The organism is Haloparvum alkalitolerans (assembly GCF_055381565.1).
On sequence record NZ_AP043938.1, the window covers coordinates 2,295,211 to 2,317,203 of the forward strand.

Consider the following 21,993-nt stretch of genomic DNA (forward strand, 5'->3'; position numbering starts at 1 on the left):
AGCGCCGACCGGCAGGTCCGCTCGCGAGGCGCCACACGAGCGGGGCGGGCTGAGTGGATCGGCCGCGGGAACGGCAGCGGGGAGGGTCGTTCTCTGTTACGACGGGAAGTCGTCGAACGGGGTCGACTCGTGGCTGCGGACGAGCACTTCGTCGGCCACGGTCAGTCCCATGTCGAGCAGTTCCTGCGCGACCGGGGTGATGTCGCCGTCCGTCTCCCCGACGGCCGTGACGAGGAGGTTCTTCTCGCCCGTCACCAGTTCCTGTACCGAGACGACTTTCGGGATCTCGAGTATCTCGTCGATGAGGTCGCCCCGGTCCGGGATCGGCGCCGTACAGAACAGCAGCATTCGGAGGGGGTAGCCGGACCGCTGATAGTCAACCTCGGCGCTGTACCCCTTGATGACGCCCTCCGACTCGAGCCGCTGGATGCGTTTGCGAACCGTGCTCGATGAGGCGCTGGTTCGCTCCGCGATCTCGCCGGACGAGAGGTTGCGAGCGTCTTCCTGTAGCGCGTAGAGGATCTCGCGGTCGACGTCATCGAGTTCGTAATCCGCCATACCCCCGAATTTCCCGCGGAGATTATAAGGAACTTCGCCTGGCCGCGGGTCCCGGCTCCGCACGCGGGACCGGCGACCGTCGTCCCGCTCGCGGCCCCACCGCCGACCGAGAGATCGGAGCCGAAGGGAAGAGGTATCGCTACCGACTCTCCCCCTGCTTCACCTTGTTCAAGGAGTCGAGATTCAGTATCTCGTACCCTGAACGAAAGTTGCGCATTGGGTCGGTGGTCTCTCCCCTCTCAGCTCTTCTTCGAGCGAAAAGGATTTAGATATGAATACGATATGAATACGCATGAGCCGGAGCGAGGAACGCAAGGTCGGTGAACGGGGGCAAGTAACCCTCCCGAAAGAACTGAGAGAGAAACTGGGTATCCGCGGCGGGGACGAGGTACTGGTTCACGAAGAGGACGGGAAAATCACCATCGAGAAACCGCTGACTCGTGAGGAACTCGCTGAGGGGTACCAACGGCGCGCAGCAGAGGCTGAAGCCCTTGCGGAGGAGATGGACGACGTGTCCCGCGAGGCCGGCGAGTATCTCGGTGATGTCCCCGAGTGGTAATCGATGGACGTTCGACGCGGAGACGTCGTCATCGTCAAGCTCGACCCGACAGAGGGGTCAGAGCAACGGGGAACACGACCGTGTCTAGTCGTGCAAAACGACGTTGGGAACGAGAACGCGCCGACGACCATCGTCGTCCCGTTTACGACCTCGCGAGGAGACGAACTGTACCCGTTCGAGGTACTCGTCTCGGCTGCCGAATCTCCGCTCCGAGAGGACTCGGTCGCTCTCTGTAGTCAGATTCGCACGGTGTCAATCGAACATCGCATTAAGACCACTCTCGGTTCCGTGCCGGCATCCCGTCTGGAGGAAGTCGACGAGGCACTCGAATACAGCCTCGGTCTGAGAGAACCCTAACGACTCTCCCGCTGCTCCACTTTGTTCAACTCGATCAGCAGCCGGAAGATCGCCTTCACGAGGTTGGCGTCGACGTCGAAGCGCTCGGCGTTCTCGCCGGCGCGTTCCATCACCTGCTGTTCCTGTCCCTCGTCGGTCGTCGGCAGGTCTCGTTCCTCCTTCACCTGCGCGACCGTGTCTGCCACGTAGGTGCGGCGGGCGATCAGTTCGACGATCTCGCGGTCGATCCCCTCGATCTCCGCGCGTAGTTCGTCGAGCGACATCTCCTCCGGGTCGGGTGTGTTGGTGCTCATGAGTGTCTCTCCTGTGTGGTTGGTTGTCGTGATCAGTCGAGAATTCGGGCGCCGTCGTTGCGGGTCGTCGTGCGGCGGACGTCGCCGGGGCGCTCGCGCCACAGTTCGCCGACGGCGTCGAGGTCGGCGGCCGGGTCGTCGGGGGCCGCGACGGCGACGACGCTCGGTCCGGTGCCGGACAGCGAGACGCCGGTCGCGTGCGGCATCGCCTCCACGGCGGGGTCCGCGGAGAAGCCGAGCGCCGCGGAGAACGCGAGGCCGTTGACGGTCATCGCGGACGCGAACCGCCCCTCGAGCGCGAGGTCCGCGACCAGCTCGGCCATCGGCGCGACGTTCGCGCAGCGCTCGGCGTCCGCGTCCGCGCTGTAGGCGCGCTCCGGCGGCGTCCAGACGAGGGCGTCCCACGCGACCGGCTCCCGCGCCAGCAGCGCGTCCGCGTCGTTGTCGGTGACGGTGACGCCGCCGAGCATCGACGCGGAGGCGTCGTCGAACGCGCCGGTCACGGTGACGCCCGCCTCCCGAGCGGCCCGGACGCCGAGCCGACAGGCCGCCTCGCGGGTGACGTCGACGGCGGGGTCGTCCGGGTCGTCGCCGACGGTCAGCCCCAGCGCGTCGCAGGTCGCGAGGACGGTCGCGTTCGCGGCCGCGCTGGAGCTTTTGAGCCCCGCGGCCATCGGCACGTCGCTGTCGGTGGTGACGGCGCCGCCCTCCCCGGCACCCCAGCGCTCGGTCGCGAGCGCGACACAGCGCTCCACGAGCCCCGTGTCCGCGTCGGGCGCACCCGCGACGGTCCCGTCGACGCCGTCGCTGGCCGGGTCGAGCGTCACCGTCGCACGCGTCTCCACGTCGAGCGCGAACGCCGAACCGGTACCGGTCGCCAACGCGTTCAGCACCGTCCCGGCACCGAGCGCCGCGGCGCGTCCCTCCATACCGGTACGGGGCGTGACGCCGACAAAGGCGTGGCGGTCGCGGCGAGTTCTATCCGACCGTCTCGACGCGCCGAAGCGCCAGTTCGAGGTGGAAGTCCGCGTCGTTGGTCGACCGGTTCGCACGCCCGTCGCGGCGAGCGCGCAGGTTCGTCGCGAGGTCCGCCGTCCCGCTCGCGAAGCCGTCGTCGAAGCGGCGTTCCGCGTATCCCGAGACCACTCGGGTCTCCTCGCCCCCGACGGGGTCGGTGTAGATCACGTCGATCCGCACCTCCAGCCAGCGGTAGGTGTACGAGCCGGTGTTCCGGAGCGTCACCTCGGCGTCGACCCGGGTGTACCCGTCGTCGGCCCGGACGCGGTGGCGGGTGCCGACGACCTCGATCCCCTCCTCGGGGCCCGACGGGGCGCGCGTCTCGATCGACGCCGGCGTCTCCGTCGGCGTGGCCGGCTCCGGCGTCGCCGTCCGCTGTGCCGTCTCGGTCGGTGGGCCGTCGGTCGGCGTGTCGACCGCCCCGGCCGGGTCCTCGCCCGACGTGACGAGGCCGCTACAGCCCGCGAGCCCGGCGGCTGCGAAGACGGCCAACACGCCGCGGCGCGTGCGTCGATCCTCGGACACGCCCCGCAGTACTCGCGGAGCCCCGATAAATCCCTCACCCGAGACGCTGCCCGACGACGCCGGCGACGGCGCCGACCGTACCGGACGCGAGCGCGGCGACCGCTGCCGGCCGAAGCGCCGCGCCCAGGCTGTGCGCCTGCTCGGCGGCGGCGCCCTGCGAGGCGACGACGAGTCCGACCGCCGCCAACAGGAACCCGAACCCGCCGACGAGCGCGCCCGTCCCGCAGACGAGCGCGGCGTCGCTCGCCTCGCGTGCGCGGGAGCCGAAGGAGAGCCCGAGCGGCGCCGCGACCGCCGGGGCCACGGCCATCGCGGTCGCCGACGCGACGAAGTAGAGCTGCGCGACGAAGATCGGACCGAACCGCGCGGCGTCGCCGCCCGCGTCGGTCGCGAAGGTCGCCTCCGCCCAGCCGGTCGTCACCGCGCCGACGGCGCCGACGGCGACCCCCGTCGCGATAAACAGCCCGGCCAGCACCGCGGCCGCGACGGCGCGGGTCATACGGTGGCGAGCCAGCAGTCGGTCAGCGGGCCGCGCCAGCTCACGCGCTCCTCCCACGCGGTCCCGGAGAAGCCGAAGGCGATCAGCGCCTCGCCCGCTCGCGCGACGTATCCGTACATCACGCCGTTCCCGTGGGGGAAGTAGTAGCGGTGCCACGGCGTCGACCCGAGGGGGTCGTCGCGCCCCTCCGTCGCACCAGCGGCGACCACCCTGTCGAGGGCCGCGGCGGCCGCCTCCGCGTCGGTGTACCGCTGCACGTGGACGACCTGTCCGCCCAGTCGGTCGGGATGGCCGTCGAACGGGCGCGTCGGCCAGCGGGCGACGGAGACGTACAGCTCGTCGGTTCGGTCCGCCGACTGCCTGACGGGACCGAGTCGCTCGTCGACGCTCGCCCGTCGCTCCTCGGCCACCGGGTCCCCGCGGAGCCGCATCGGCGCGGTGTCCTCGAAGTTCACGTGCGTCGGGTCGTACGCGAACCCCGCGAAATCCTCGGTCGGGTATCGGAGCCCGAAGACGAACGGGTCGGTCGGGTCGTCGGTCAGCCACCGACGGAGCCGGTTGTTGATGGGGTCGCGCGGGTGGCGCTCCGTCGCCGCCTTCGCGCTGGAGAGGCTCCGGAAGGAGGTCTCCATCCGTTCCAGCTCCTCGACGACGCGTTCGGTGTCCCCGCGCCGCACGAACCGGCGGACGATCTCGAGGTGTCTGTTCGCGGTCTTGTTCAGAAACGCCTCGGGGGAGAAATGCGGCTCAAGCGGGTCGCTCGCGGTCGGGATCTCCTCGTCGGTGGTGCCCGCGAGCGCGTCGACCCACTCCGGGTCGGTCTTGCCGGCCGCGACGATCCGCTCGCGCGTGTCGATGATCGCCTCGACGATCCGGGTGGTCGCCGCGACGTAGGTCCGGATCGCGTCGGGATAGCGTGTCGCGAACCAGTGTATCTCGTCCAGGATGTTCGCGGTCACTTCAGCGAGCGCCTCGTTCTCGACTCTCTCGCCGACGCGCTCGTTGACCGTCCCGTCCGCGGCCGTGTCGGCAGCCGCGCCGCCGGAAGCGGCGCCGCTCTCGTTGTCGGGATACTCGACGCCGGAGCCGCCGCCGAGGCATCCGGCCGACGACGCCCCCGCGAGTCCCGCGCCCGCGGCGAGCAGCCGGCGTCGCGTCGGATCCATGGTCTTGCGTCGTCCACGCGTGCCCTTAAGTCTGCGCCCGAGGACCTGATCGCGCCCGCGGCCCGGCCGTTCCCCGCCGCCGGCCGCTCGCCGCCGCCGGACGCTCGCCGCCGTCGAACGCTCCGTTTTAGGCCGCGGGCGCGCAATCACGTGTATGTCCTCGCCATCGCGAAGCGACGTGTCCCCGCAGACGCTCCCCATCGACCTCGTCGAGGAGGGCGTCGTCGTCGAGTACCTCGACGGCCGGAACACGCTCTACCGCGGCGCGCCCGACCCCGTCGAGGGGACGCTCCGTACCGGCCCCGGCAAGGAGGTCCACGTCCTCGTCACGGACCCCACCGAGACGGAGGGCGTGATGACCTACGTGAACGACTACAACACCCACGACGAGATCCTCGCGGACACCGGCGTCGGCCGCGTGATGCTCGGCGCCGGCGAGTCGGAGGAGCTGTTCCCCGGCGTCGCGGTCCGCGCCGCCGGCGAGCGCGTTCACGTCGAGGCGGACCCGGAGGTCGCGGGCGGCCGCGTGTTCGTCTTCGTCGAGGACGACTGGGGTGAACGGAGCTTCGAAGTCGTCGAACCGCCCACCGATGGCGTCGGGAGCTTCACCGAGGAATGAGCCTCCGCAAGCCGTGGCGGGACCTCGACCGCAGCACCGTCGCCGCGGCGCCCGACGCGCCGGGGGTCTACGAACTCGGGGACGCGGACGGCGAATCGCTGCGGATCGACAGCGGGATCGTCCGCGACGAACTGAAGGAGGCGCTCGCGTACGGCGACGGCGAGGCGGCGCAGGTCCGGTGGACCGTCGCGCAGTCGCGCGACCACGCCGACCGCCTGCTGAGGGAACACGAAGGATAACGGCGCCCCGCCGCGTCCGCGGAGACCGCCGGCGCGCGCCGAGCACAACGCTCTTGCGACCGCTCGTCCAACGGACTCCCATGAGCGACTGGACCGACGCCGTCGTCGGCGAGCGCATGGCCGTCGACCGCGAGTTCAACGACCGCGTGGCGAACTCCCGCTTCTCGAGCCAGGAGTGGGGCCTGATCATGACCGCCGCGGAGTTCGAGATCGAGGACGCCGACGACCCCGAGGCGGCGCGGGTCGTCGCCGACACCTCGAAGCTCCCCTCGATCATGCCGGAGCTGGGGAACATCCGCGAGGGGATGGCCGCCATGGGCGGCGCCCCGAGCGACGGCGGCGGGGGCGGGGACGGCGGCGTGCTCTCCTCGATCAAGGGCGCGCTCGGCCTCGGCGGCGGGGGCGACGACGGCCCGAGCGACGAGGAGCTGGCCGCCGCCGAGGCGCTCGTTCAGGAGTACGCCGACGAACTGCAGGCGCGGCTGGAGGAGACCGGCAAGTGGGAACAGGTGCGGGTCGCGTACCAGGAGTAGCCGACCGCGGGCTGTGGTGCGGGTTTTCTGTACAGCGGCGGTCCCGGCGGCCGCGGCGGGCTACTCCACGTCGCCCCCGTGATGGATCGTCATCTCGTTGGCCTCGTAGATGTCGATCAGCTCGTTGACGAGATCGTCGTACTCCTGTCCGTCGACACGCATCGCGTCGAGGCGCTCGACCGTCTCGTCGTCGAGGTGGACCTGCGGCATACCTCCGAGTTCGGCGTCCCGGCTCATAAGCGCGGGGGCCGAGCGCCCCGCCGGGGGCCGGGTCCGCGGTCGATCCGGAGAGCGGTCACCGCCCGAGCGCGTAGAACTCCTCGTTCGGCCGCCAGTCGGCGAACGTCGCCATGCGGTTCGAGAGGTTGAAGAACGCGGCCACGGACGCGACGTCCCACGCCTCCTCCTCGGAGTACCCGGCCTCCAGCAGCCGGTCCCGGTCCGCGGCCGTGACGGCCGAGGGCGACTCGGTTATCTTGGCGGCCACGTCGAGCATGACGCGGCGCTTCTCGCTCACGTCCGCGGTGCGGTAGTTGGAGACGAGCTGGTCGGCCAGCTCCGCGTCCTTCGCGTAGATCCGGCAGAGCGCGCCGTGGGCGACGTTGCAGTAGAGGCAGTGGTTGAGCCCGGAGACGGTCACGACGATCATCTCGACCTCCGCGCGGTCGAGGTCGGTGTCCTCCACCAGCGCGTCGTGGTAGGCGACGAACGCCCGGAAGTGCGAGGGCTTGTACGCCAGCGCCGCGAACACGTTGGGCGTGAAGCCCGCGCGCTCCGCCTCCTCGCAGATCCGGTCCCGCAGGTCTTCGGGCAGGTCCTCGAACGCCGGCACCGGGAAGTTCCGCTGGGCGTCGTCCGCGAGTGTGGGCGTCGGTCCGTCCGCGTCGGCCGAGCCGTCGGTGGTCTCGTCGTCGCTCATGGCTCTCTCCGCGCGCCCCACCGACAAAAGGGTTCACCGGCGCCGGATCGCGAACGCCTTAGGCCCGCCGACGCGACCATCGGAACATGGACGTGCAGGCGACGTACGACCGCATCGCGGCCCACTTCGCGAAGACGCGCGAGTACGCGTGGCCGGAGGTGGAGTCGTTCCTCGACGGGCGCCGCGCGGACCGCGCGCTCGACGTGGGGTGCGGGAACGGCCGGCACACGGAGCTGCTGGCGGCCCGGGCCGACGCCGCGGTCGGGGTCGACGTGAGCCGCGAGCTCCTCCGCGAGGCGGTCGCCCGCGCGACGGAGCGGGGGTTCGACGCCGCGTTCGTCCACGGCGACGCCGCGGCGCTCCCCTTCGCCGACCGGAGCTTCGGGCTGGCGACGTACGTGGCGACGCTTCACCACCTCCCCTCGCGCGAGGCGCGGGTCCGAAGCCTCGACGAACTCGCCCGCGTGCTCGAGCCCGAGGGCGCGGCGCTCGTCAGCGCGTGGTCGACCGCGCACGACCGGTTCGCGGAGGCGGCGCCCGCCGGTGCCGACGCGGAGACGGGGTTCGACACGACTGTCGACTGGACGCTCCCCGGCGGCGAGACGGTGCCCCGGTTCTACCACATCTACGCGCCCGCGGAGTTCGAGGCCGACGTGGCCGCGAGCGGCCTCGAGTTGGCGTCGCTGGAGCTCTCCAGCGGGAACTGCTACGCGGTCGTGACCCCGGCCGGGGACGGGGCCGACGCGGCCGGGAACGGCGAAGAGTAAAACCCTTATTCCGTGGGGGGTTTCTCCAAAACGCGCGCCGGTGGTCTAGTGGTAGGACCTGAGCCTTCCAAGCTCATGGCCCGGGTTCAAATCCCGGCCGGCGCATCTTTGTCAGACGCAGACCGGGGATCCAACGGGACCTCTTCGGTCGTCTCTTCAGTCGTCGTCTCCGCGATACGCGTCTCCACCGCGCTTTCTGATCGCGACGATGTAGAGAACTCGTTCCTCACGGTCGACGCGACAGCCGAGGCGGAACTGTCCGACCCTGAGCTTCTGGTGTGGCGTCCCCGCCAGCGGTTCGAGGTGATCCGTCGGGTCCCGCCACTGATCGGTGACGACCTCGTCGAGCTTCGAGAGGATACGGTCCCGTGCGTAATCATCGAGCTTGTCGAGTTGTCGCTTCGACCGGTCCGTAAACTTCCAGTCCCACCTCTCACTCATCGATCGCCATCGTCCGCCCCGTACTCGGCTCTGATCTCCTCGCTGGAGTGGGTCCGTCCCTCCTGAATGTCGACCTCGCTCGCGGCGATCGCCTTGAGGTCGGCGCGGTCGAACTCGGGGTGTTTCACCGCGTCACGGAGCACGTCGCGCACGAACTCGCTACGGCTGTTGTACCCGAGATCCTGCCACGTGGCGTCGACGTCCGCCAGAAACGTCTCCGTTATCCGGATGTTGACCGTCGTCTTCTCGGGCGGTGAACTGGCTTCGGACATGCGTCTGTGTTGAATTTGTGTATCAATAACGGTTACGACAGTCCGAATGCCTCCGCGAACCGATATTCCGGCGAGCCCGAGTTCCTTCTCTCGACACCATTCATCCGCGACCGGTCGGGCGCGGAAAACGCACGACCGCGGCGCTCAGAGACGGCCGGCTTCAAACGATATATACCCGCCCGCGGTGAACACCTCCCTGATGGACCTCGGCTCGCGGGACGCCTTCGACCGGATGGGGACGCTCGGCATCGAGGAGGAGTTCTTCATCGTCGACGCCGACGGCGAACCCACCTCGGGCACGGACGACCTCGTCTACGGTTCGGAGCCGCCCGCGGCGATCCCGGAGGGGCTCGACCACGAGCTGTTCAAGTGCACCGTCGAGGTGCAGACGCCCCTCCTCCAGGGGCCCGAGAACGCGGCCGCGGAGCTGGCGACCGTCCGCGAGGCGCTGGTCGAGCACGCCGCCGAGCAGGGCTACGGCATCGCGGCCGCGGGGCTCCACCCCGCCGCGAAGTGGCGCGAACTCGACCACGCGACGAAGCCGCGCTACAAGTCCCAGCTCGACCGGATCCAGTACCCGCAACACCGGAACACGACCGCGGGCCTGCACGTCCACGTCGGCGTGGACGACGCCGACAAGGCGGTGTGGGTCGCCAACGAACTCCGGTGGCACATGCCCGTCCTGCTGGCGCTGTCGGCGAACTCCCCGTTCTGGAACGGCTTCGACACGGGGCTCGCTTCGGCCCGCGCGAAGGTGTTCGAGAACCTCCCGAACACGGGGATGCCCTCGGCCTTTTCGGACTTCGAGGCGTTCCAGCGCTACGAGCGCCGGATGGTAGAGTACGGCTCCATCGAGGACCGCGGCGAGCTGTGGTTCGACGTGCGGCCCCACACCCAACACGGGAGCGTTGAGGTGCGCGCGCCCGACAGTCAGCGCGACCCGGCGGTCACCGTCGCGTTCGCGGAGTACGTCCACGCGCTCGTCGTCGACCTCGCCGAGCGCTACGCGGACGCGGCCGACCCCGACCGCGCCGGGGCCGGTCCCGCGACCGCCGGCACCGACCTCCGGCGCGAGCTCCTCGACGAGAACAAGTGGCGCGCCACCAGACACGGCCACGACGCCGCCTTCATCGCCCGCGACGGCGAGGGAACCGTCTCGCTCGGCGAGGCCGTCGACCGCGAGTGCGACCGGCTCGGCGTCGACGGCATCCGCGACGTGTACGACCGGGAGAGCGGCGCGGAGCGCCAGCGTCGCCTGCTCGAGGAACAGGGGCCCGAGGCGCTGTACGAGGACCTCCGTCTGGATCCCTGACTTTTCGTCGCCTCGCAGCCGACGAGAAACGCTTTTCCGCGCGGAGAGCCGAACGTGAGACATGGCCACAGACGACGACACACCGGAGGACGACGACTCCTCGCCGACGGACCGGACGCGCGAGGAGCTCCGGAAGACGCGGGAACGGCTCGGCGAGGGCGCGGACAAGGCGGTCCAGGAGTTCGACGACGGCGTCGTCGACCTGCTGTCGTGGCTGCTCGACACGGAGACCCGTGCGCGCATCTACGTCTACCTGCGCGAGAACCCGAACAGCACCAGCGAGGAGGTCGCCGACGGCACCGGCCTCTACCCGAGCACGGTCCGCGAGGCGCTCGCGGAGCTCCACGAGGAGGGCACCGTCGACCGCGGCAAACGCGAGTCGAGCGGCGCCGGCAACAACCCCTACGAGTACGTCGCCATTCCGCCGAGCGATCTCGTGCGCGGCGTCGTCGGGCAGGTGCAGTCGGAGCTGAACACCGTCTTCAACCTCGACCGCCGCCTCGGCGACCAGTCCGGGGAGGGCGACGAGGAGCCCGTCCAGATCTCCGTCAGCGGGGCGACGGGGGAAGACGACGACGCGACGGCCGACGACACGTCGACCGACGACGCTGCGAACGCCGGTCCCGACGCCGACGCGGGCGAGCCCGCGGTCGATGTATCGGACGACGACGAACCGACCGACTCCGACGACGCTTGACCGGCCGATCCGGCGACGCCGATCGGTCGCCCAGGTTCGCGACGTTTTAAGGGCCGCGGCCGTCACTGGCGGGTATGAACGTCGCGTTGGGTGGGACGTTCGACCCCATCCACGACGGCCACCGGAACCTGTTCGAGCGCGCCTTCGAACTCGGTGACGTCACCGTGGGGCTCACCTCCGACGAGCTGGCGCCGAAGACGCGCCACGTCGAACGGTACGTCCGTCCGTTCGCGGAGCGCAAACGCGACCTGGAGGCGGAACTCGCGCGGTTCGCCGAGGAGTACGGCCGCGACTTCGAGATCCGCGAGCTCACCGAGCCGACGGGGATCGCCACGGAGCCGGGCTTCGACGCCCTGATCGTCTCCCCGGAGACGGCGGAGGGCGGCGCGCGGATCAACGAGATCCGCCGCGAGGCCGGACGGGACCCTCTCGAACTGGTCGTGGTCGATCACGTCGTCGCGGAGGACGGCGACCGCATCTCGTCGACGCGGATCGTGAAAGGCGAGATCGACGAACACGGCGACGTGACTCCCGACCGCGAGGGGCGGGAGGCGACGCGCCCGGAATGACCGCGGCCGACTCCCGCTCGGACGCCGACGCCGCGGGCCTCCGCGGCACCCTCCTCGGCGCCGGCGTGGCCGAGCGCGCGGTCGCGTGGAGCGCGGTCGGGTTCCTGATCTCGCTGTACCTGACGCCGGTCGTCGCCGATACTCGTCCGGACCTCCTCGCGCCTCTCGGCCTCGTCACCGCCCTGCTGCCGACGCTCGGCGCGGTCGCGCTCGCCGCCCGCGGCCGAGGGCTCCTGCCCGCCGTCGTCCTCCCGTTCGGTCCCCTCGCGGGCTACTTCCTCCGTACGCTCGACCCCGCGCTCCTGTCGGTGCCGTACGTCGAGGCGCTCGGCGCCGCGCTCGCGGGGGCGGCCGCGCTCGGTCTCGCGGCGTACGTCGCCGGGCGCTCGGCGGCGATACTGGAGCAGGCCGGGTAGGCGTCGGCTCCGGACGCCGGCCGCCTCACCACGTCGGCGGCCGGAACCCGGCGCTCTCGAGGATCGGCTTCCAGCCCCCCTGGACCGAGAGCCGCGTCACGTCCATCGCCTCCGCAACCGCCGACTGCGACCGTTCCTCGCCGCCGATCAGCGCCGCGGCGTAGAGGCTCGCCGCCGCCGTCGCCGGCTTCGACCGCTCCGCCTCCGGCACGTGCGTCAGAAAGAGGTCAACCGCGGTCGAGCGCGTCTCCTCGTCGAGGTCGAGCTCGTCCGCGGCCGCTTCCAGCCGCTCGACCCACTCGTCGTTCTCCACCCGGTCGCTCGCTCGGTACACGCTCGTGGTGACGGGCCCGAGGTACAAAAGCGCCGCGCGGCCGGCGCTCCGTTCCGCGTCGACCCCCCGCCCCGCCGGCGGTTCGACAGGTTCTTTGGCGGCTTTCGTGTACCCCGGGACGCGCGCGGGTAGCCAAGCCAGGCCAACGGCGCAGCGCTTAGGACGCTGTCCTGTAGAGGTCCGCCGGTTCGAATCCGGTCCCGCGCATGCGACCCGGCCGACAGTATTTATCGCTAGCCGTACTCACTGATCAGCATGAATCGCCGTCGCTTCCTCGGCTGCTGTGGATCCTCCGTGCCCCTCCTCCTGGGCGGCTGTGTCCGGCCGCCCGGAGCCGGTAACGGGTCGTCCGACGTGACCGTGTCGGTCGCCGCGCGGGCGGAGCAGCCCGACGCGCCGGTCGAGTACGCCGTCGAGACGGTCGCCTCGCGACCAACCGAGGAACAGCCCGCTCGACTCCGCGTCACGGTCACCAACCGGTCGGACGAACCGGTCGTGATGGGCGAGGAGCGGGCGGTCCAGTTCCACCACGTCGCCAGCGCGGAGCGGACGCTCTACCTGCATCCCGCGGGCGACGAGGCGTGGACCGGCCCCGTCGAACCGGGCTGTTGGCGACTCACCGAGGCGGTCGCGGTCCCCGAGTACTACGGGACCGTGGCGCTCGACCCCGGCGAGACGGTCCGCGGCGAGTCGTACGTGTACGGCCATCCCGACCTCCCCGAGGACGCGTGTCTGCCGACGGGCGACCACGAGGTGCGGACGCAGGGGTCCGTCGGTGACGACGAGGAATCGGTCGCCGGCGGGGAGGGCGCGGCCGCGTTCGAGTGGGGGTTCACGCTTCGGATCGAGGCGTAGCCCGGCCGGGGGTCTCGCGGCCCCGCCTCGGCGGCGCTCGGACGGATCACTCCCGGTTCCACGGGGCGTCCGGAAAGTCGACGACGCGCTCGCGTCGGTCGACGTCGTCGATCCGCGCGATCGCGTCGGCGTCGAGCGACACCCCTCGGGTCGCGTAGTTCTCGCGCCGATGTGTCGGGGAAGTCGACCGAGGAATCGCGGCGGTCGACTCCTTCGAGAGCAGCCACGCGAGCGCCGCCTGCGCCGGCGTGACACCGTGTTCCGCCGCGGTGTCGGCGACCGCCGGAACCTCCGTCACTGCGCCCTTCGCGAGCGGCGAGTAGGCGACCAGCGTGTGCCCCTCCTCCCGCGCGAGCCGCCGGAGGTCGCGCTGTGGACGCAGCGGGTGGCACTCGACCTGATGGGCGAAAAGCGGGGTGTCCAGTACCTCGACCGCCTCCCGGAGGAGCGCCGGCGTGAAGTTCGAGAGGCCGACGCGGTCGATCAGTCCCCGGTCGACGAGGTCGTCGAAGGCGGGCAGCGTCTCCTCGGGGTCGTAGCTGTTGATCGGCCAGTGGACGTACAGCAGGTCGATCGTCTCGACGCCGAGCCGCTCCCGGCTCCGGCGGGCGGACTCGATCACGTCCCCGTACGAGAGGTTTCGCGAGTGGACCTTCGTCGCGACGAAGACGTCCTCGCGCGCCACGTCCGCGGCCGCGATGGCGTCGCCGACCGCGGCCTCGTTCCCGTACATCTCCGCGGTGTCGACGTGGCGGTAGCCGACCTCCAGGGCGTGTCGCACCGCGGCGCGACACTCCGCCGCCGAGAGGTCGTAGGTGCCGATGCCGAGCGCGGGAACCCCGTTACCGCCCTCGCTGGCCGTCATCGGGGTGACACCCCTTCTCGACCCGTCCCAACGCGGCTCATGGGTCACGATCTCCCGGTCGTGATAAATGCCTTTCCTGAAGATCGGTCGTGTGCGTGGGGCGCCACCCGCGAACGGTGCGCTTCTCGGGGATCCACCCGTCCCGGACCGACGCGCCTTTCCTCAGCGCCGCCCGCGGTCCGACATGGACGCAAACGGGCACCACGTCGGCGTCACCGTCTCGGACCTCGACCGCGCGGTCGCGTTCTACCGCGACGAACTCGGCCTCGACGTCGCCGCGGAGTTTTCGGTCGGCGGCGAGGCGTTCGCGGACGCCGTCGACGTCCCGGGCGCGAGCGCGGCGTTCGCGCACCTCGACGCCGGGGGCGTCCGACTCGAGTTGGTCGCCTACGACCCCGCCGGCCACGCGGTCGAAACCCCGGCGCTGAACCGACCGGGCGCGACGCACCTCGGGCTCTCCGTTCCTGACGTGGACGCGGTGTACGAGGGGCTGAGCGACGACGTGGAGACGCTGAGCGAGCCGCGGACGACGGAGTCGGGGACCAGGATCTGCTTCCTCCGCGACCCGGAGGGGAACCTCGTGGAGTTGTTGGACGCCTGATCGGGAGCCGCCACCGAACGAGCGGCCGGCGGACTCAGAGAAGGTCCTCGAGCGCCGCGATCATCACGACCTCGTGGCCGTCGCGGTCGTCGCTGGTCTCGCGGTGGGAGAACCCCTTCGCGGCGAAGAACTCGCGGGCGCTGGCCGCGTCCGCCGCCGCGGTCGTGCGGAGCCGCTCGATGCCCTGCTCGCGGAGCGATCGAGCGACGCGTTCGAGGAGGCGCGCCGCGATGCCCTCGCCCAGGAACTCCGGATGGACCCACAGCGAGAGGAGTTCGGCCTCCGCGCCCTCGTGGTCGGGATGGGCCAGCGCCAGCCCCACGGGCCGGCCCCCCTCCTCGACCAGAAAGCAGCAGTCGGCCGCGGCCGCGGCCTCGCGCACGCCGGCCGCGGAGACGTCGAGGATCGGTGCGCCGGTGTCGTCGAACACGGTAGTCTCGCCGCCGCGGGAAACCGCCGTCCGTAGCGTCTCGGCGTCGCCGGGACGCGCCGGTCGGACTCGCATTGTGTGCGTGTGGAGGCGAGACAGCGACGAATACCTTTCGCCCGGTGCAACGGGCGCACACGAGCGAGTGGTGCGGAGCGGCACGCCGCGGGGGACGAGCGCGGAACGCGGCCGGAGGGCATTTATCGCCCGCGGGGCGTACGCGCTGGCGTGGACCCAAACGACGTGCGCCGCGACTGGGCCGAGCGCACGGGCGACTACTCGCCCGCCTACTACGCCGACGAGGGCGCGACCGAGACCAGCGAGTGGCTCCGCTCGATCCTCGACTTCTACGCCGACGAGGACGCCGCGATCCTCGAGGTGGGCTGTAGCTCCGGCCGTCACCTCGAACACCTCCGACGGGCGGGCTTCGAGAACCTGACCGGGATCGACATCAACCCCGACGCGTTCGACGTGATGGCCGAGCACTACCCGGACCTCCGCGAGACCGGGACCTTCCACGCGGGCGCCATCGAGGACCTCCTGCCGGAGTTCGCGGACGGGCGCTTCGACGCGGTCTACTCCGTGGAGACGCTCCAGCACGTCCACCCCGAGGACACGTGGGTGTTCGAGGAGGTCGTCCGCGTCGCCGACGACCTGCTCTGTACCGTCGAGAACGAGGGGAACGGCGCGACGCGCGGCCGCGGCGAGGAGGACGTGAGCTACGTCGAGGGCGAGTTCCCGCTGTACCACCGCGACTGGAAGGCGGTCTTCTCGGAACTCGGCGCGGTCCAACTCGTCGCGGAGCCGAGCGAGCGCGACACGCACCGGGCGTTCCGCGTGCCGTAGCACGCGCAGGCAGTTCGTATCCCGCCGTCAGCGGATCCTCACTCCTCGTCCAGCAGGTCGCGCGAGGAGTTCGTGACGACGAGCAGGCTGCTCGCGCCCATCGCGGCCGCCGCGAACAGGGGGTTCAGCGCGCCCGACAGCGCCAGCGGGATGGCGACCGCGTTGTAACAGAAGGCCCAGCCGACGTTCTGCTTGACGCGCGCGCCGGCGGCCGCGGCCAGGTCGAAGACGGTCTCCACGGAGCCGAGGTCGTCGTCGACGATGGCCACGTCCGCGGCGTCGGCGGCCATCGCCGTGCCCGATCCGAGCGCGACCCCCAGGTCCGCGCGCGCCAGCGCCGGTGCGTCGTTCGTCCCGTCACCGACCATCACCGTGGTGCCGGTCGCGGCGAGCCGACCGACCGTCTCGGCTTTCCCCTCCGGCGGGACGCCCGCGAACACCTGCGAGATGGCGGGGTGGTCGGAGAAGGCGGCCGCCGCGCGCTCGTCGTCGCCCGTCAGGACCACGACCTCGACGCCGCGCTCAGCGAGCCCCGAGAGCACGTCCTCCCAGCCCTCCCGGAGTTCGTCGCCGACCACGACCACGCCCTCCGCGGTTCCGTCGCGCCCCACGGCGACCGGGACGCGGCCCGTCTCGCGCGCCTCCGCGACCGCCCGCGCGACCGCGTCCGGGACTGTCCAGCCACGGGCCGCGAACAGGTCCGGATGCCCGACGACGACCTCGCGGCCGTCGACGACGCCGGAGACGCCCTTCGCGTGGGTTCGGAACTCCTCGACCGACGGACCGTCCCTTTCGGCGCCCGAGGCGTCCGCCGCTCCGGCCTCGGAGGGCTTCGATCCGGACGCGACCGCGCCGCCGTCCGCGGCGACCGCCGCCTCCGACTCAGCAGCGGCCGGGTCGGCGTCGGCGATGGCGGCCGCGACCGGGTGCGAGGACCGCCGCTCCAGCGCCGCGGCCGCCGCGAGCAGGTCGTCGCCGCAGTCGGTCTCGACGACCCGGAAGTCCCCGGTCGTGAGCGTCCCGGTCTTGTCGAACACGACGGTGTCGGCGTCCCGGAGCCGCTCGAACACCGTCTCGTCGAAGACGACGATGCTCCGCCGGAGCGCGTCGCGTAACCCGGACGCGACCGCCAGCGGGGTCGCGAGCCCGAGCGCGCACGGACAGGAGACGATGAGGACGGTGAGCCCGACGAGCATCGCGTCGGGGACCGCGGCGCCGAGCGCGAGGTAGCCCGCCGCCGCCAACACCGCCAGCGCGAGCACCAGCGGGACGAAGACGGTCGCGAGCCGGTCGGCGAGCCCCTGCACGCCGTGGTTTGAGCTCTGGAGGTCCCACACCAACTCGGCGATGCGGTCGAGACTGCTCGTGGCCTCGGCGCCCACTTCGACGGTGATGGCACCGTCGGCGACGACCGAACCGCCGACGACGCGGTCGCCCGGCGCCTTCGCGACCGGGACCGACTCGCCGGTGACGACCGCCTCGTCGACCGGCGCCTCGCCCTCGAGGACCGCGCCGTCGACCGGGATCCGTTCCCCCTCGCGGACGAGCACGCGGTCGCCCGCGGCGAGGTCGTCGACCGCCACTTCCTCGAACGCCGCCGTTCCCGTTCCGTCCCCGTTCACCTCGCTCGTCACCCGGCGCGCCTCGTCGACCTGTACCGCGGTCAGGTCCGAGAGGAGTTCGGTCGCGCGGCGCTTGACCGACGCCTCGTAGTTGTTCCCGACGGTGACGATGACGATGATCGCGACGGTCACGTCGAAGTAGACGTGCGGGTTGTCGGCGACGATGAGCGCCAGCACGCTGTAGACGTACGCGCTGGAGGCTGCGAGCGCCACCAGGAGGTCCATGTTCGGCGACCGCGTCCTGAGGCTGACGTACGCCCCTCTGAGGATCGGCTTCCCGGTGAACAGCAGGACGATGGTCGTCAGCACCCCGACGACGATGAAGAAGTAGTTGCCGCCGGAGGCGCCCATCGCGGACTCCAGGTAGTCGAGCGTCCGCTGGTCGTAGAAGGGGAACGCGAAGTAGGTCGGGTAGATGATGACGATGTACTGGAGCATGACCGCCATCCCGACCATGACGCCCGCGGCGAGGCGGGCGGTCGCCATGTTGTCCGCCTGCCGGCGCGCGAACGCGTCGTCGCGGGGATACGCGGAGTAGCCCAGTCCCGAGACGGCGTCCTGCAGGTCGTCTCCCGAGACCGCGTCCGGGTCGTGATCGATCCGCACCGTCTCGGTGACGTAGCTCGCGCTCGCGGCGGAGACGCCCTCAGTCGAGGTGGCGACCGACTCGATGAACGCCTCGCAGGTCGCACAGTGCATCCCGTCCACCTCGAGGAAGGTCGCCTCGTGGTCGGCGGGGGCGTCCGTGTCGGCCGTCTCTGGGTCGTTCGCGCCGGACTCTCCGGCGCCGCGATCCGCCGCGCGCTCGCGGACATCGGCCGCGTCGACCGCGTCGGTCTCGCCGAGCGCGTCGTGGACCTGGAGACAGCCCTCACAGCAGAAGGGATTGCCGGCGTCGTCGCGGAACGTCTCCTCGTCCGCGGGGAGGTCACACAGCGTGCAGGTGGTGTCGTTCATGGTGTCTCTCTCGATGCGGGCTCTCGGTCGGGTCTCAGTGCGCCATCCCCGTCTCGAACGGGCTGTAGAACGGCACCGGGAAGTGCGGCAGGTGGATCCCGAACTCCATCAGGCCGTGTGAAAGCGGGATGTAGCCGAGCAGCAGGAACGCGACGCCGAGGACGCGGTGGACCCGCCGTCGCCGCGCCGCCGAGACGGAGTCGATCAGCGTGCCGTACGCGAAGACGGTGGGGATCGTTCCGAGCCCGAGCGCCCCCAGCAGGACGAACCCCGTCGTCGCCGACCCGGCCGCGAACGCGTAGAGGTACGCGGGGTAGAGGATCGGGCACGGCAACAGGCCGTGGAGGCCGCCGAGCGCGACGATCCCCGGGCCGCCGGCCAGCCGGTCGATCCGGGTCGTCAGCACCCCGAACAGGCGGTCGAGCGAGAGCCCCGGAACGTGGAGTCCCGCGGCGCTCCGGCCGAGCGCGTAGTTGACCCCGACGAGGATCACGGCGGCGCCGACGAGGACGCCGACCGTCCCCCGAATCGGCGCCGCGGCCGCGGTCAGCTCGTCCGCGCTCAGGAACACCGCGCCGCCGAGCGCGCCCATCAGGCCGCCGATCAGCGCGTAGCTGGTCGCCCGCCCGACGTTGAACAGCGCGTGCTGTCGCACCTCGTAGAGCGTGAGGTGTCCTCCGCGGGCGTCGGTCGCGGTCGTCCCCGAACCGGGGGCGCCCGTCGCCGCGCTCCCGCCGTCGGTCGCCGTCCCGTCCATCCGCTCGGCGTACATCGTCACGAGCGGGCCGCACATCCCCAGACAGTGTGCCCCGGCGAGCAGCCCCACGGCTACGAACAGCAGCACGTCGGAGCCGAGGAGCGCGGATCGTTCGATCATCGCACGGGTGGGTGTCGTCGTTCGTGGTTGTGGTCCATCGCGGTTATGGGTTCCGTCGCCTCACTCCTCGACGACGACGGTGCCGAGCATCCCGCCCTGCTCGTGGGGGATACAGACGTAGTCGTAGGTGCCCGCCACCTCGAAGGTGTGGCTGAACTCGTCGCCGTTCTCCAGCGCGCCGCCGCGGTCGCTCCACCACGCCTCGCGGGCAGTCTCCTCGTCCTCGAAGCCGCCGGTGGCGAAGAACGCGGCGCCCTCCGGGAGCGCGCCCTCGTAGGCGGTCACGGTGTGGGTCCGGGAGCTGTTGTTGTGCCAGACGACCGTCTCTCCGACCGCGACGGTCACCTCCTCGGGCGCGAACGCCGTGGCGGTCATCCCCACGTCGTAGTCGGCCGCGGAGCCGCCCCGCGCCCCGAGACACCCCGACAGCGCACCGGTCGCGGCGGCGCCGACCGCGCCGGCGGCCGCGAGGAAGCGTCTGCGGTCCATACCCCCACGTGAGGCCCGGCGGCGCTTATGTAACCCGGATCGGTCCCACGCGGCGAGAACGCGGTCGCGAGCGTCGGGCGAGGGTCCGCTCCCGAGGGACACCTATGCGTACGCCTCGAACTCCTCGCCGTAGACGAGGAAGTAGCCCGTTCCGACGACGCCGACGACCGCCGCGAGGGTGAACGCGGCCTCGGGGGTGACGAACTCCCAGAGGGCGCCGCCGATCGCCGCGCTCGGGATCACGACGAGGTTCCGGAGCAGGTAGTAGGTCCCGGTGACGCGGCCGCCGGCGCCCCGCTCGGCGGGGCCGACGATGAGCGCCTTATGTGACGGCAGCCCGGCGAACCGGAGCCCAGAGAAGGCGAAGACGAGGACCAGCGCCCACTGGACCGACAGCGCCGGCGAGAGGAGTTCGGGGCCGTAGATCAGCACCACGGGGAACGCGCCGTACACGAGGAACCCGAGCGCGACGACCGGCTTGAGCCCGACGCGCTCGGCCAGTTTCGCCGCGGGCGCCATCGTCAGCAGCGCGACCAGCATCTCGACGCCCAGCAGGTAGCCGAAGAACGCCTGCGGCGAGAGGTCGACGGCGTACGAGAGGCCGCCGACGGCGACGGTCGTCTCCACCCCGACCGCGAACACCTGCGTCACGACGAGCACGAAGAAGACGTACACCATCCCGTTCGCGAAGCGGACGAGCGTGTCGCCGATCAGCAGCGGCCGGAGCGGGGCCGGCATGTCGCGGAGGTCCGCGCGGATCCGCGCGACGCCCTCGAACGACCCGCCGCCGAGCGAGTCCTCACTCGCGTCGTACAGGAGGTGTTGGGCCAGCGTCCCCGCGGCCCCGAAGAGGACGCCCACGGCGAGCACGTACCGGAAGCTCACGGTGAACGCCGGGTGGAGACCGATAAGGACCGCCGCGAGCACGGGTCCGATCAGGAACGCCGTCCGGCGGAACGTCTCGGTGCTGGCGAAGCCGGCCGCCAGCCGGGAGGGGGCCGTCGCCTGCTTGACGACCGCGAACGTCGCGCCGAGGCCGAACGACTTCCACGCCTGCGCGAGGAGCAGCCCCACGAAGACCCAGACCCACGGCTCGACGGTCACGCCAGCGACCGTGACCGCCCCGACGCTCGGGGCGACCAGCCAGACGGCGAAGCCGAGCGTCGAGACCAGCCCGAACGCCGTCAGCGCGTACCGCGATCCGATGCGGTCCGAGATCGCCCCGCCCGGGTACGGGTAGACGGCGGAGATGACGTTACCGACCGTCCCGAACAGCCCGACGACGAACCCGGATGCGCCGAGCGCGACCAGGTACTCCGGGAGGAACCGGCTGGTCATCTGGAAGCCGAGGCTGAAGGCGAACATCGCCAGCGACAGCACCAGCACGTCGCGCTCCAGGGCGAAGAACCGGCGAAAGGCGTCCATCGCCCCCGCCTCGGCGGCGTCGTCCGGCGCGTTGTCCTGATCCATCGTGGCGTCTCGCGGCTCACTCCCTCCGTCGCATGCGGCCGATAAAAACCCCCCGAGGCGACGCCCGCGTCCTCCTCGGTCCGTGCGGCCGGCGGCCGTTCATCCCCGGCGCCGCGTCGGCGGGGCGGGAGTATAAAGACGTAAACCCGCGCTCGGTCACCCAGGGGATATGCAACCGCGGTTCGTTGGGCGACTCGGGCTGGCGGACGCGGTCACGGTGACGAACGCCGCGGTCGGGTTCGTCGCCGTCGTCGCCGCCAGCGTCGACCTCGGCCTCGCCGCCAGACTGGTGCTGTTCGGCGCCATCGCGGACGGGCTGGACGGCGTCGTCGCCCGCCGCCGCGGGTCGACGCCCGCGGGCCCGTACCTCGACTCGCTGGCGGACGTCGCCTCCTTCGGCGTCGCGCCGGCGATGCTCGTCGCGGTCGCCGCGACCGAGGCGTGGACGCTCGCGGACGAGCCGGTCCGGCTGGCGCTCGGCGTCGCCGTCCCGGCGCTGTACGTGGCGATGGCGGTGACGCGGCTGGGGCTTTACACCGCCTACGACGCCGAGGAGGACGAGACGGAGGGCGTGCCGACGACACTCGCGGCCAGCATCCTCGCGGCCGCGGTGCTCGCTGGCTACACGGCGCCGGTCGTCCTGGTGCCCGCCGCCGGGCTCTTCGCCGCGCTGATGGTCTCGACGATCACCTACCCCGACCTCCACGCGCAGGACGCGCTCGTGATGGGCGTCGTCCAGGCGCTCGCGGTGGTGCTGACGGGGCACCTGGGACGGATATTCGCGTTCGCGCTGTTGTTCCTGGCGTCGGCGTACCTCGTTCTCGGCCCGCGGTTCTACTGGCAGGACGCGCTCGGCTACGCGTCCATCGGCGAAAGCCCGCAGCGGAAGTGA

General features: G+C 71.3%; 31 protein-coding genes and 2 tRNA genes. 16 read left to right on the forward strand and 17 right to left on the reverse strand.

Annotated elements, in window-relative coordinates; genetic code table 11:
• Window positions 1-96 precede the first annotated feature (96 nt).
• On the reverse strand, window positions 97-558 hold the full coding sequence (locus ACZ432_RS13675; protein WP_058366065.1) for an Lrp/AsnC family transcriptional regulator: 462 nt from the start codon (window positions 556-558) through the stop codon (window positions 97-99).
• A gap of 292 nt (window positions 559-850) precedes the next feature.
• On the opposite strand from ACZ432_RS13675, the gene ACZ432_RS13680 reads away from it, so the two are divergent.
• On the forward strand, window positions 851-1,117 hold the full coding sequence (locus tag ACZ432_RS13680; protein WP_058367500.1) for an AbrB/MazE/SpoVT family DNA-binding domain-containing protein: 267 nt from the start codon (window positions 851-853) through the stop codon (window positions 1,115-1,117).
• A 3-nt stretch (window positions 1,118-1,120) separates the two neighbouring features.
• The gene (locus tag ACZ432_RS13685; protein WP_426961883.1) at window positions 1,121-1,474 is read left to right on the forward strand and encodes a type II toxin-antitoxin system PemK/MazF family toxin; all 354 of its coding nucleotides are present in this window, start codon (window positions 1,121-1,123) and stop codon (window positions 1,472-1,474) included.
• On the opposite strand, the gene ACZ432_RS13690 is transcribed toward ACZ432_RS13685, so the two are convergent.
• From ACZ432_RS13690 to ACZ432_RS13710, 5 genes are read right to left on the reverse strand one after another with little or no spacing between them, the layout of a single operon-like run.
• Window positions 1,471-1,767 (reverse strand): chorismate mutase, encoded by a 297-nt coding sequence (locus ACZ432_RS13690; RefSeq protein ID WP_426961882.1) that lies wholly within the window; start codon window positions 1,765-1,767, stop codon window positions 1,471-1,473. The two genes, ACZ432_RS13685 and ACZ432_RS13690, sit on opposite strands and share 4 nt — an antisense overlap.
• A 32-nt stretch (window positions 1,768-1,799) precedes the next feature.
• The gene (locus tag ACZ432_RS13695) at window positions 1,800-2,696 is read right to left on the reverse strand and encodes a shikimate kinase (RefSeq protein WP_426961881.1); all 897 of its coding nucleotides are present in this window, start codon (window positions 2,694-2,696) and stop codon (window positions 1,800-1,802) included.
• Between the two features lie 49 nt (window positions 2,697-2,745).
• Window positions 2,746-3,309 (reverse strand): hypothetical protein, encoded by a 564-nt coding sequence (locus ACZ432_RS13700; RefSeq protein ID WP_426961880.1) that lies wholly within the window; start codon window positions 3,307-3,309, stop codon window positions 2,746-2,748.
• Window positions 3,310-3,343: 34 nt separating this feature from the next.
• A complete protein-coding gene (locus tag ACZ432_RS13705) occupies window positions 3,344-3,808 on the reverse strand; it encodes a hypothetical protein (RefSeq protein WP_426961879.1) in 465 nt (154 codons plus the stop codon).
• On the reverse strand, window positions 3,805-4,974 hold the full coding sequence (locus ACZ432_RS13710) for a hypothetical protein (RefSeq protein WP_426961878.1): 1,170 nt from the start codon (window positions 4,972-4,974) through the stop codon (window positions 3,805-3,807). Before ACZ432_RS13710 ends, ACZ432_RS13705 begins: the two co-directional genes overlap by 4 nt.
• Window positions 4,975-5,128: 154 nt before the next feature.
• On the opposite strand from ACZ432_RS13710, the gene ACZ432_RS13715 reads away from it, so the two are divergent.
• The 3 genes from ACZ432_RS13715 (at window position 5,129) to ACZ432_RS13725 (ending at window position 6,365) form a co-directional block, all read left to right on the forward strand.
• Window positions 5,129-5,593 carry a DUF5796 family protein gene (locus ACZ432_RS13715; RefSeq protein WP_426961877.1) on the forward strand — a complete coding sequence of 155 codons (465 nt, stop codon included), beginning with the start codon at window positions 5,129-5,131 and terminating at the stop codon, window positions 5,591-5,593.
• A complete protein-coding gene (locus ACZ432_RS13720; protein ID WP_426961876.1) occupies window positions 5,590-5,832 on the forward strand; it encodes a DUF7508 domain-containing protein in 243 nt (80 codons plus the stop codon). The genes ACZ432_RS13715 and ACZ432_RS13720 overlap by 4 nt, the downstream gene beginning before the upstream one ends.
• 80 nt (window positions 5,833-5,912) lie before the next feature.
• Window positions 5,913-6,365 (forward strand): DUF5799 family protein, encoded by a 453-nt coding sequence (locus ACZ432_RS13725; protein ID WP_426961875.1) that lies wholly within the window; start codon window positions 5,913-5,915, stop codon window positions 6,363-6,365.
• A gap of 60 nt (window positions 6,366-6,425) precedes the next feature.
• On the opposite strand, the gene ACZ432_RS13730 is transcribed toward ACZ432_RS13725, so the two are convergent.
• Window positions 6,426-6,575, reverse strand: a complete 150-nt coding sequence (locus tag ACZ432_RS13730; RefSeq protein WP_426961874.1) for a DUF7557 family protein — start codon at window positions 6,573-6,575, stop codon at window positions 6,426-6,428.
• 85 nt (window positions 6,576-6,660) lie between these two features.
• The gene (locus tag ACZ432_RS13735) at window positions 6,661-7,284 is read right to left on the reverse strand and encodes a peroxidase-related enzyme (RefSeq protein WP_426961873.1); all 624 of its coding nucleotides are present in this window, start codon (window positions 7,282-7,284) and stop codon (window positions 6,661-6,663) included.
• A gap of 86 nt (window positions 7,285-7,370) precedes the next feature.
• Here ACZ432_RS13735 and ACZ432_RS13740 point away from each other — a divergent pair, with 86 nt between their 5' ends.
• Together ACZ432_RS13740 and ACZ432_RS13745 are read left to right on the forward strand one after the other, a co-directional pair.
• Entirely contained in the window at window positions 7,371-8,051 is a 681-nt protein-coding gene (locus tag ACZ432_RS13740; RefSeq protein ID WP_426961872.1) for a class I SAM-dependent methyltransferase, read from the forward strand.
• A gap of 34 nt (window positions 8,052-8,085) precedes the next feature.
• Window positions 8,086-8,156 (forward strand) — tRNA-Gly (locus tag ACZ432_RS13745).
• Between the two features lie 51 nt (window positions 8,157-8,207).
• Here ACZ432_RS13745 and ACZ432_RS13750 read toward each other — a convergent pair.
• The gene (locus ACZ432_RS13750; RefSeq protein ID WP_426961871.1) at window positions 8,208-8,492 is read right to left on the reverse strand and encodes a type II toxin-antitoxin system RelE family toxin; all 285 of its coding nucleotides are present in this window, start codon (window positions 8,490-8,492) and stop codon (window positions 8,208-8,210) included.
• A complete protein-coding gene (locus ACZ432_RS13755; RefSeq protein ID WP_426961870.1) occupies window positions 8,489-8,764 on the reverse strand; it encodes a ribbon-helix-helix domain-containing protein in 276 nt (91 codons plus the stop codon). The genes ACZ432_RS13750 and ACZ432_RS13755 overlap by 4 nt, the downstream gene beginning before the upstream one ends.
• A 199-nt stretch (window positions 8,765-8,963) precedes the next feature.
• On the opposite strand from ACZ432_RS13755, the gene ACZ432_RS13760 reads away from it, so the two are divergent.
• The 4 genes from ACZ432_RS13760 to ACZ432_RS13775 all read left to right on the forward strand — a co-directional run bounded on the left by ACZ432_RS13760 (window position 8,964) and on the right by ACZ432_RS13775 (window position 11,758).
• A complete protein-coding gene (locus tag ACZ432_RS13760) occupies window positions 8,964-10,076 on the forward strand; it encodes a glutamate--cysteine ligase (protein ID WP_426961869.1) in 1,113 nt (370 codons plus the stop codon).
• Between the two features lie 61 nt (window positions 10,077-10,137).
• Complete coding sequence (locus ACZ432_RS13765) at window positions 10,138-10,773, forward strand: helix-turn-helix domain-containing protein (protein WP_426961868.1); 636 nt, start codon at window positions 10,138-10,140, stop codon at window positions 10,771-10,773.
• A gap of 74 nt (window positions 10,774-10,847) precedes the next feature.
• The gene (locus ACZ432_RS13770; RefSeq protein ID WP_426961867.1) at window positions 10,848-11,342 is read left to right on the forward strand and encodes a phosphopantetheine adenylyltransferase; all 495 of its coding nucleotides are present in this window, start codon (window positions 10,848-10,850) and stop codon (window positions 11,340-11,342) included.
• Window positions 11,339-11,758: a hypothetical protein gene (locus ACZ432_RS13775; RefSeq protein ID WP_426961866.1), complete on the forward strand. Its 420-nt coding sequence runs from the start codon at window positions 11,339-11,341 to the stop codon at window positions 11,756-11,758. The genes ACZ432_RS13770 and ACZ432_RS13775 overlap by 4 nt, the downstream gene beginning before the upstream one ends.
• 25 nt (window positions 11,759-11,783) lie before the next feature.
• Here ACZ432_RS13775 and ACZ432_RS13780 read toward each other — a convergent pair whose 3' ends face one another.
• Complete coding sequence (locus ACZ432_RS13780; protein WP_426961865.1) at window positions 11,784-12,092, reverse strand: transcription initiation factor IIB family protein; 309 nt, start codon at window positions 12,090-12,092, stop codon at window positions 11,784-11,786.
• Window positions 12,093-12,214: 122 nt separating this feature from the next.
• On the opposite strand from ACZ432_RS13780, the gene ACZ432_RS13785 reads away from it, so the two are divergent.
• A tRNA-Leu gene (locus tag ACZ432_RS13785) sits at window positions 12,215-12,299 on the forward strand.
• Between the two features lie 48 nt (window positions 12,300-12,347).
• Window positions 12,348-12,947, forward strand: coding sequence for a hypothetical protein (locus ACZ432_RS13790; RefSeq protein ID WP_426961864.1), 600 nt, complete (start codon window positions 12,348-12,350; stop codon window positions 12,945-12,947).
• A gap of 46 nt (window positions 12,948-12,993) precedes the next feature.
• On the opposite strand, the gene ACZ432_RS13795 is transcribed toward ACZ432_RS13790, so the two are convergent.
• Window positions 12,994-13,812, reverse strand: coding sequence for an aldo/keto reductase (locus tag ACZ432_RS13795; protein WP_426961863.1), 819 nt, complete (start codon window positions 13,810-13,812; stop codon window positions 12,994-12,996).
• Window positions 13,813-13,996: 184 nt separating this feature from the next.
• On the opposite strand from ACZ432_RS13795, the gene ACZ432_RS13800 reads away from it, so the two are divergent.
• The gene (locus ACZ432_RS13800; protein ID WP_426961862.1) at window positions 13,997-14,413 is read left to right on the forward strand and encodes a VOC family protein; all 417 of its coding nucleotides are present in this window, start codon (window positions 13,997-13,999) and stop codon (window positions 14,411-14,413) included.
• Between the two features lie 34 nt (window positions 14,414-14,447).
• On the opposite strand, the gene ACZ432_RS13805 is transcribed toward ACZ432_RS13800, so the two are convergent.
• Window positions 14,448-14,918: a GNAT family N-acetyltransferase gene (locus ACZ432_RS13805; protein WP_426961861.1), complete on the reverse strand. Its 471-nt coding sequence runs from the start codon at window positions 14,916-14,918 to the stop codon at window positions 14,448-14,450.
• Between the two features lie 150 nt (window positions 14,919-15,068).
• Between ACZ432_RS13805 and ACZ432_RS13810 the strand changes: the two genes are divergently transcribed.
• A complete protein-coding gene (locus ACZ432_RS13810) occupies window positions 15,069-15,686 on the forward strand; it encodes a class I SAM-dependent methyltransferase (RefSeq protein ID WP_426961860.1) in 618 nt (205 codons plus the stop codon).
• Window positions 15,687-15,724: 38 nt separating this feature from the next.
• On the opposite strand, the gene ACZ432_RS13815 is transcribed toward ACZ432_RS13810, so the two are convergent.
• The 4 genes from ACZ432_RS13815 to ACZ432_RS13830 all read right to left on the reverse strand — a co-directional run bounded on the left by ACZ432_RS13815 (window position 15,725) and on the right by ACZ432_RS13830 (window position 21,101).
• Window positions 15,725-18,265: a heavy metal translocating P-type ATPase gene (locus tag ACZ432_RS13815; RefSeq protein ID WP_426961859.1), complete on the reverse strand. Its 2,541-nt coding sequence runs from the start codon at window positions 18,263-18,265 to the stop codon at window positions 15,725-15,727.
• 34 nt (window positions 18,266-18,299) lie between these two features.
• The gene (locus tag ACZ432_RS13820) at window positions 18,300-19,139 is read right to left on the reverse strand and encodes a sulfite exporter TauE/SafE family protein (RefSeq protein WP_426962103.1); all 840 of its coding nucleotides are present in this window, start codon (window positions 19,137-19,139) and stop codon (window positions 18,300-18,302) included.
• Window positions 19,140-19,202: 63 nt separating this feature from the next.
• Window positions 19,203-19,631, reverse strand: coding sequence for a cupredoxin domain-containing protein (locus tag ACZ432_RS13825; RefSeq protein ID WP_426961858.1), 429 nt, complete (start codon window positions 19,629-19,631; stop codon window positions 19,203-19,205).
• A 102-nt stretch (window positions 19,632-19,733) separates the two neighbouring features.
• Window positions 19,734-21,101 (reverse strand): MFS transporter, encoded by a 1,368-nt coding sequence (locus ACZ432_RS13830; RefSeq protein ID WP_426961857.1) that lies wholly within the window; start codon window positions 21,099-21,101, stop codon window positions 19,734-19,736.
• A 169-nt stretch (window positions 21,102-21,270) separates the two neighbouring features.
• Here ACZ432_RS13830 and ACZ432_RS13835 point away from each other — a divergent pair, with 169 nt between their 5' ends.
• Complete coding sequence (locus ACZ432_RS13835) at window positions 21,271-21,993, forward strand: protein sorting system archaetidylserine synthase (RefSeq protein ID WP_426961856.1); 723 nt, start codon at window positions 21,271-21,273, stop codon at window positions 21,991-21,993.

Excerpts from the sequence above, each read along its gene's own strand:
- ACZ432_RS13675 (WP_058366065.1), bottom strand. The coding sequence starts at position 558 with ATGGCGGATTACGAACTCGATGACGTCGACCGCGAGATCCTCTACGCG.
- ACZ432_RS13680 (WP_058367500.1), top strand. The coding sequence starts at position 851 with ATGAGCCGGAGCGAGGAACGCAAGGTCGGTGAACGGGGGCAAGTAACC.
- ACZ432_RS13685 (WP_426961883.1), top strand. The coding sequence starts at position 1,121 with ATGGACGTTCGACGCGGAGACGTCGTCATCGTCAAGCTCGACCCGACA.
- ACZ432_RS13690 (WP_426961882.1), bottom strand. The coding sequence starts at position 1,767 with ATGAGCACCAACACACCCGACCCGGAGGAGATGTCGCTCGACGAACTA.
- ACZ432_RS13695 (WP_426961881.1), bottom strand. The coding sequence starts at position 2,696 with ATGGAGGGACGCGCCGCGGCGCTCGGTGCCGGGACGGTGCTGAACGCG.
- ACZ432_RS13705 (WP_426961879.1), bottom strand. The coding sequence starts at position 3,808 with ATGACCCGCGCCGTCGCGGCCGCGGTGCTGGCCGGGCTGTTTATCGCG.
- ACZ432_RS13710 (WP_426961878.1), bottom strand. The coding sequence starts at position 4,974 with ATGGATCCGACGCGACGCCGGCTGCTCGCCGCGGGCGCGGGACTCGCG.
- ACZ432_RS13715 (WP_426961877.1), top strand. The coding sequence starts at position 5,129 with ATGTCCTCGCCATCGCGAAGCGACGTGTCCCCGCAGACGCTCCCCATC.
- ACZ432_RS13720 (WP_426961876.1), top strand. The coding sequence starts at position 5,590 with ATGAGCCTCCGCAAGCCGTGGCGGGACCTCGACCGCAGCACCGTCGCC.
- ACZ432_RS13725 (WP_426961875.1), top strand. The coding sequence starts at position 5,913 with ATGAGCGACTGGACCGACGCCGTCGTCGGCGAGCGCATGGCCGTCGAC.
- ACZ432_RS13730 (WP_426961874.1), bottom strand. The coding sequence starts at position 6,575 with ATGCCGCAGGTCCACCTCGACGACGAGACGGTCGAGCGCCTCGACGCG.
- ACZ432_RS13735 (WP_426961873.1), bottom strand. The coding sequence starts at position 7,284 with ATGAGCGACGACGAGACCACCGACGGCTCGGCCGACGCGGACGGACCG.
- ACZ432_RS13740 (WP_426961872.1), top strand. The coding sequence starts at position 7,371 with ATGGACGTGCAGGCGACGTACGACCGCATCGCGGCCCACTTCGCGAAG.
- ACZ432_RS13750 (WP_426961871.1), bottom strand. The coding sequence starts at position 8,492 with ATGAGTGAGAGGTGGGACTGGAAGTTTACGGACCGGTCGAAGCGACAA.
- ACZ432_RS13755 (WP_426961870.1), bottom strand. The coding sequence starts at position 8,764 with ATGTCCGAAGCCAGTTCACCGCCCGAGAAGACGACGGTCAACATCCGG.
- ACZ432_RS13760 (WP_426961869.1), top strand. The coding sequence starts at position 8,964 with ATGGACCTCGGCTCGCGGGACGCCTTCGACCGGATGGGGACGCTCGGC.
- ACZ432_RS13765 (WP_426961868.1), top strand. The coding sequence starts at position 10,138 with ATGGCCACAGACGACGACACACCGGAGGACGACGACTCCTCGCCGACG.
- ACZ432_RS13770 (WP_426961867.1), top strand. The coding sequence starts at position 10,848 with ATGAACGTCGCGTTGGGTGGGACGTTCGACCCCATCCACGACGGCCAC.
- ACZ432_RS13775 (WP_426961866.1), top strand. The coding sequence starts at position 11,339 with ATGACCGCGGCCGACTCCCGCTCGGACGCCGACGCCGCGGGCCTCCGC.
- ACZ432_RS13790 (WP_426961864.1), top strand. The coding sequence starts at position 12,348 with ATGAATCGCCGTCGCTTCCTCGGCTGCTGTGGATCCTCCGTGCCCCTC.
- ACZ432_RS13795 (WP_426961863.1), bottom strand. The coding sequence starts at position 13,812 with ATGACGGCCAGCGAGGGCGGTAACGGGGTTCCCGCGCTCGGCATCGGC.
- ACZ432_RS13800 (WP_426961862.1), top strand. The coding sequence starts at position 13,997 with ATGGACGCAAACGGGCACCACGTCGGCGTCACCGTCTCGGACCTCGAC.
- ACZ432_RS13805 (WP_426961861.1), bottom strand. The coding sequence starts at position 14,918 with ATGCGAGTCCGACCGGCGCGTCCCGGCGACGCCGAGACGCTACGGACG.
- ACZ432_RS13815 (WP_426961859.1), bottom strand. The coding sequence starts at position 18,265 with ATGAACGACACCACCTGCACGCTGTGTGACCTCCCCGCGGACGAGGAG.
- ACZ432_RS13825 (WP_426961858.1), bottom strand. The coding sequence starts at position 19,631 with ATGGACCGCAGACGCTTCCTCGCGGCCGCCGGCGCGGTCGGCGCCGCC.
- ACZ432_RS13830 (WP_426961857.1), bottom strand. The coding sequence starts at position 21,101 with ATGGATCAGGACAACGCGCCGGACGACGCCGCCGAGGCGGGGGCGATG.
- ACZ432_RS13835 (WP_426961856.1), top strand. The coding sequence starts at position 21,271 with ATGCAACCGCGGTTCGTTGGGCGACTCGGGCTGGCGGACGCGGTCACG.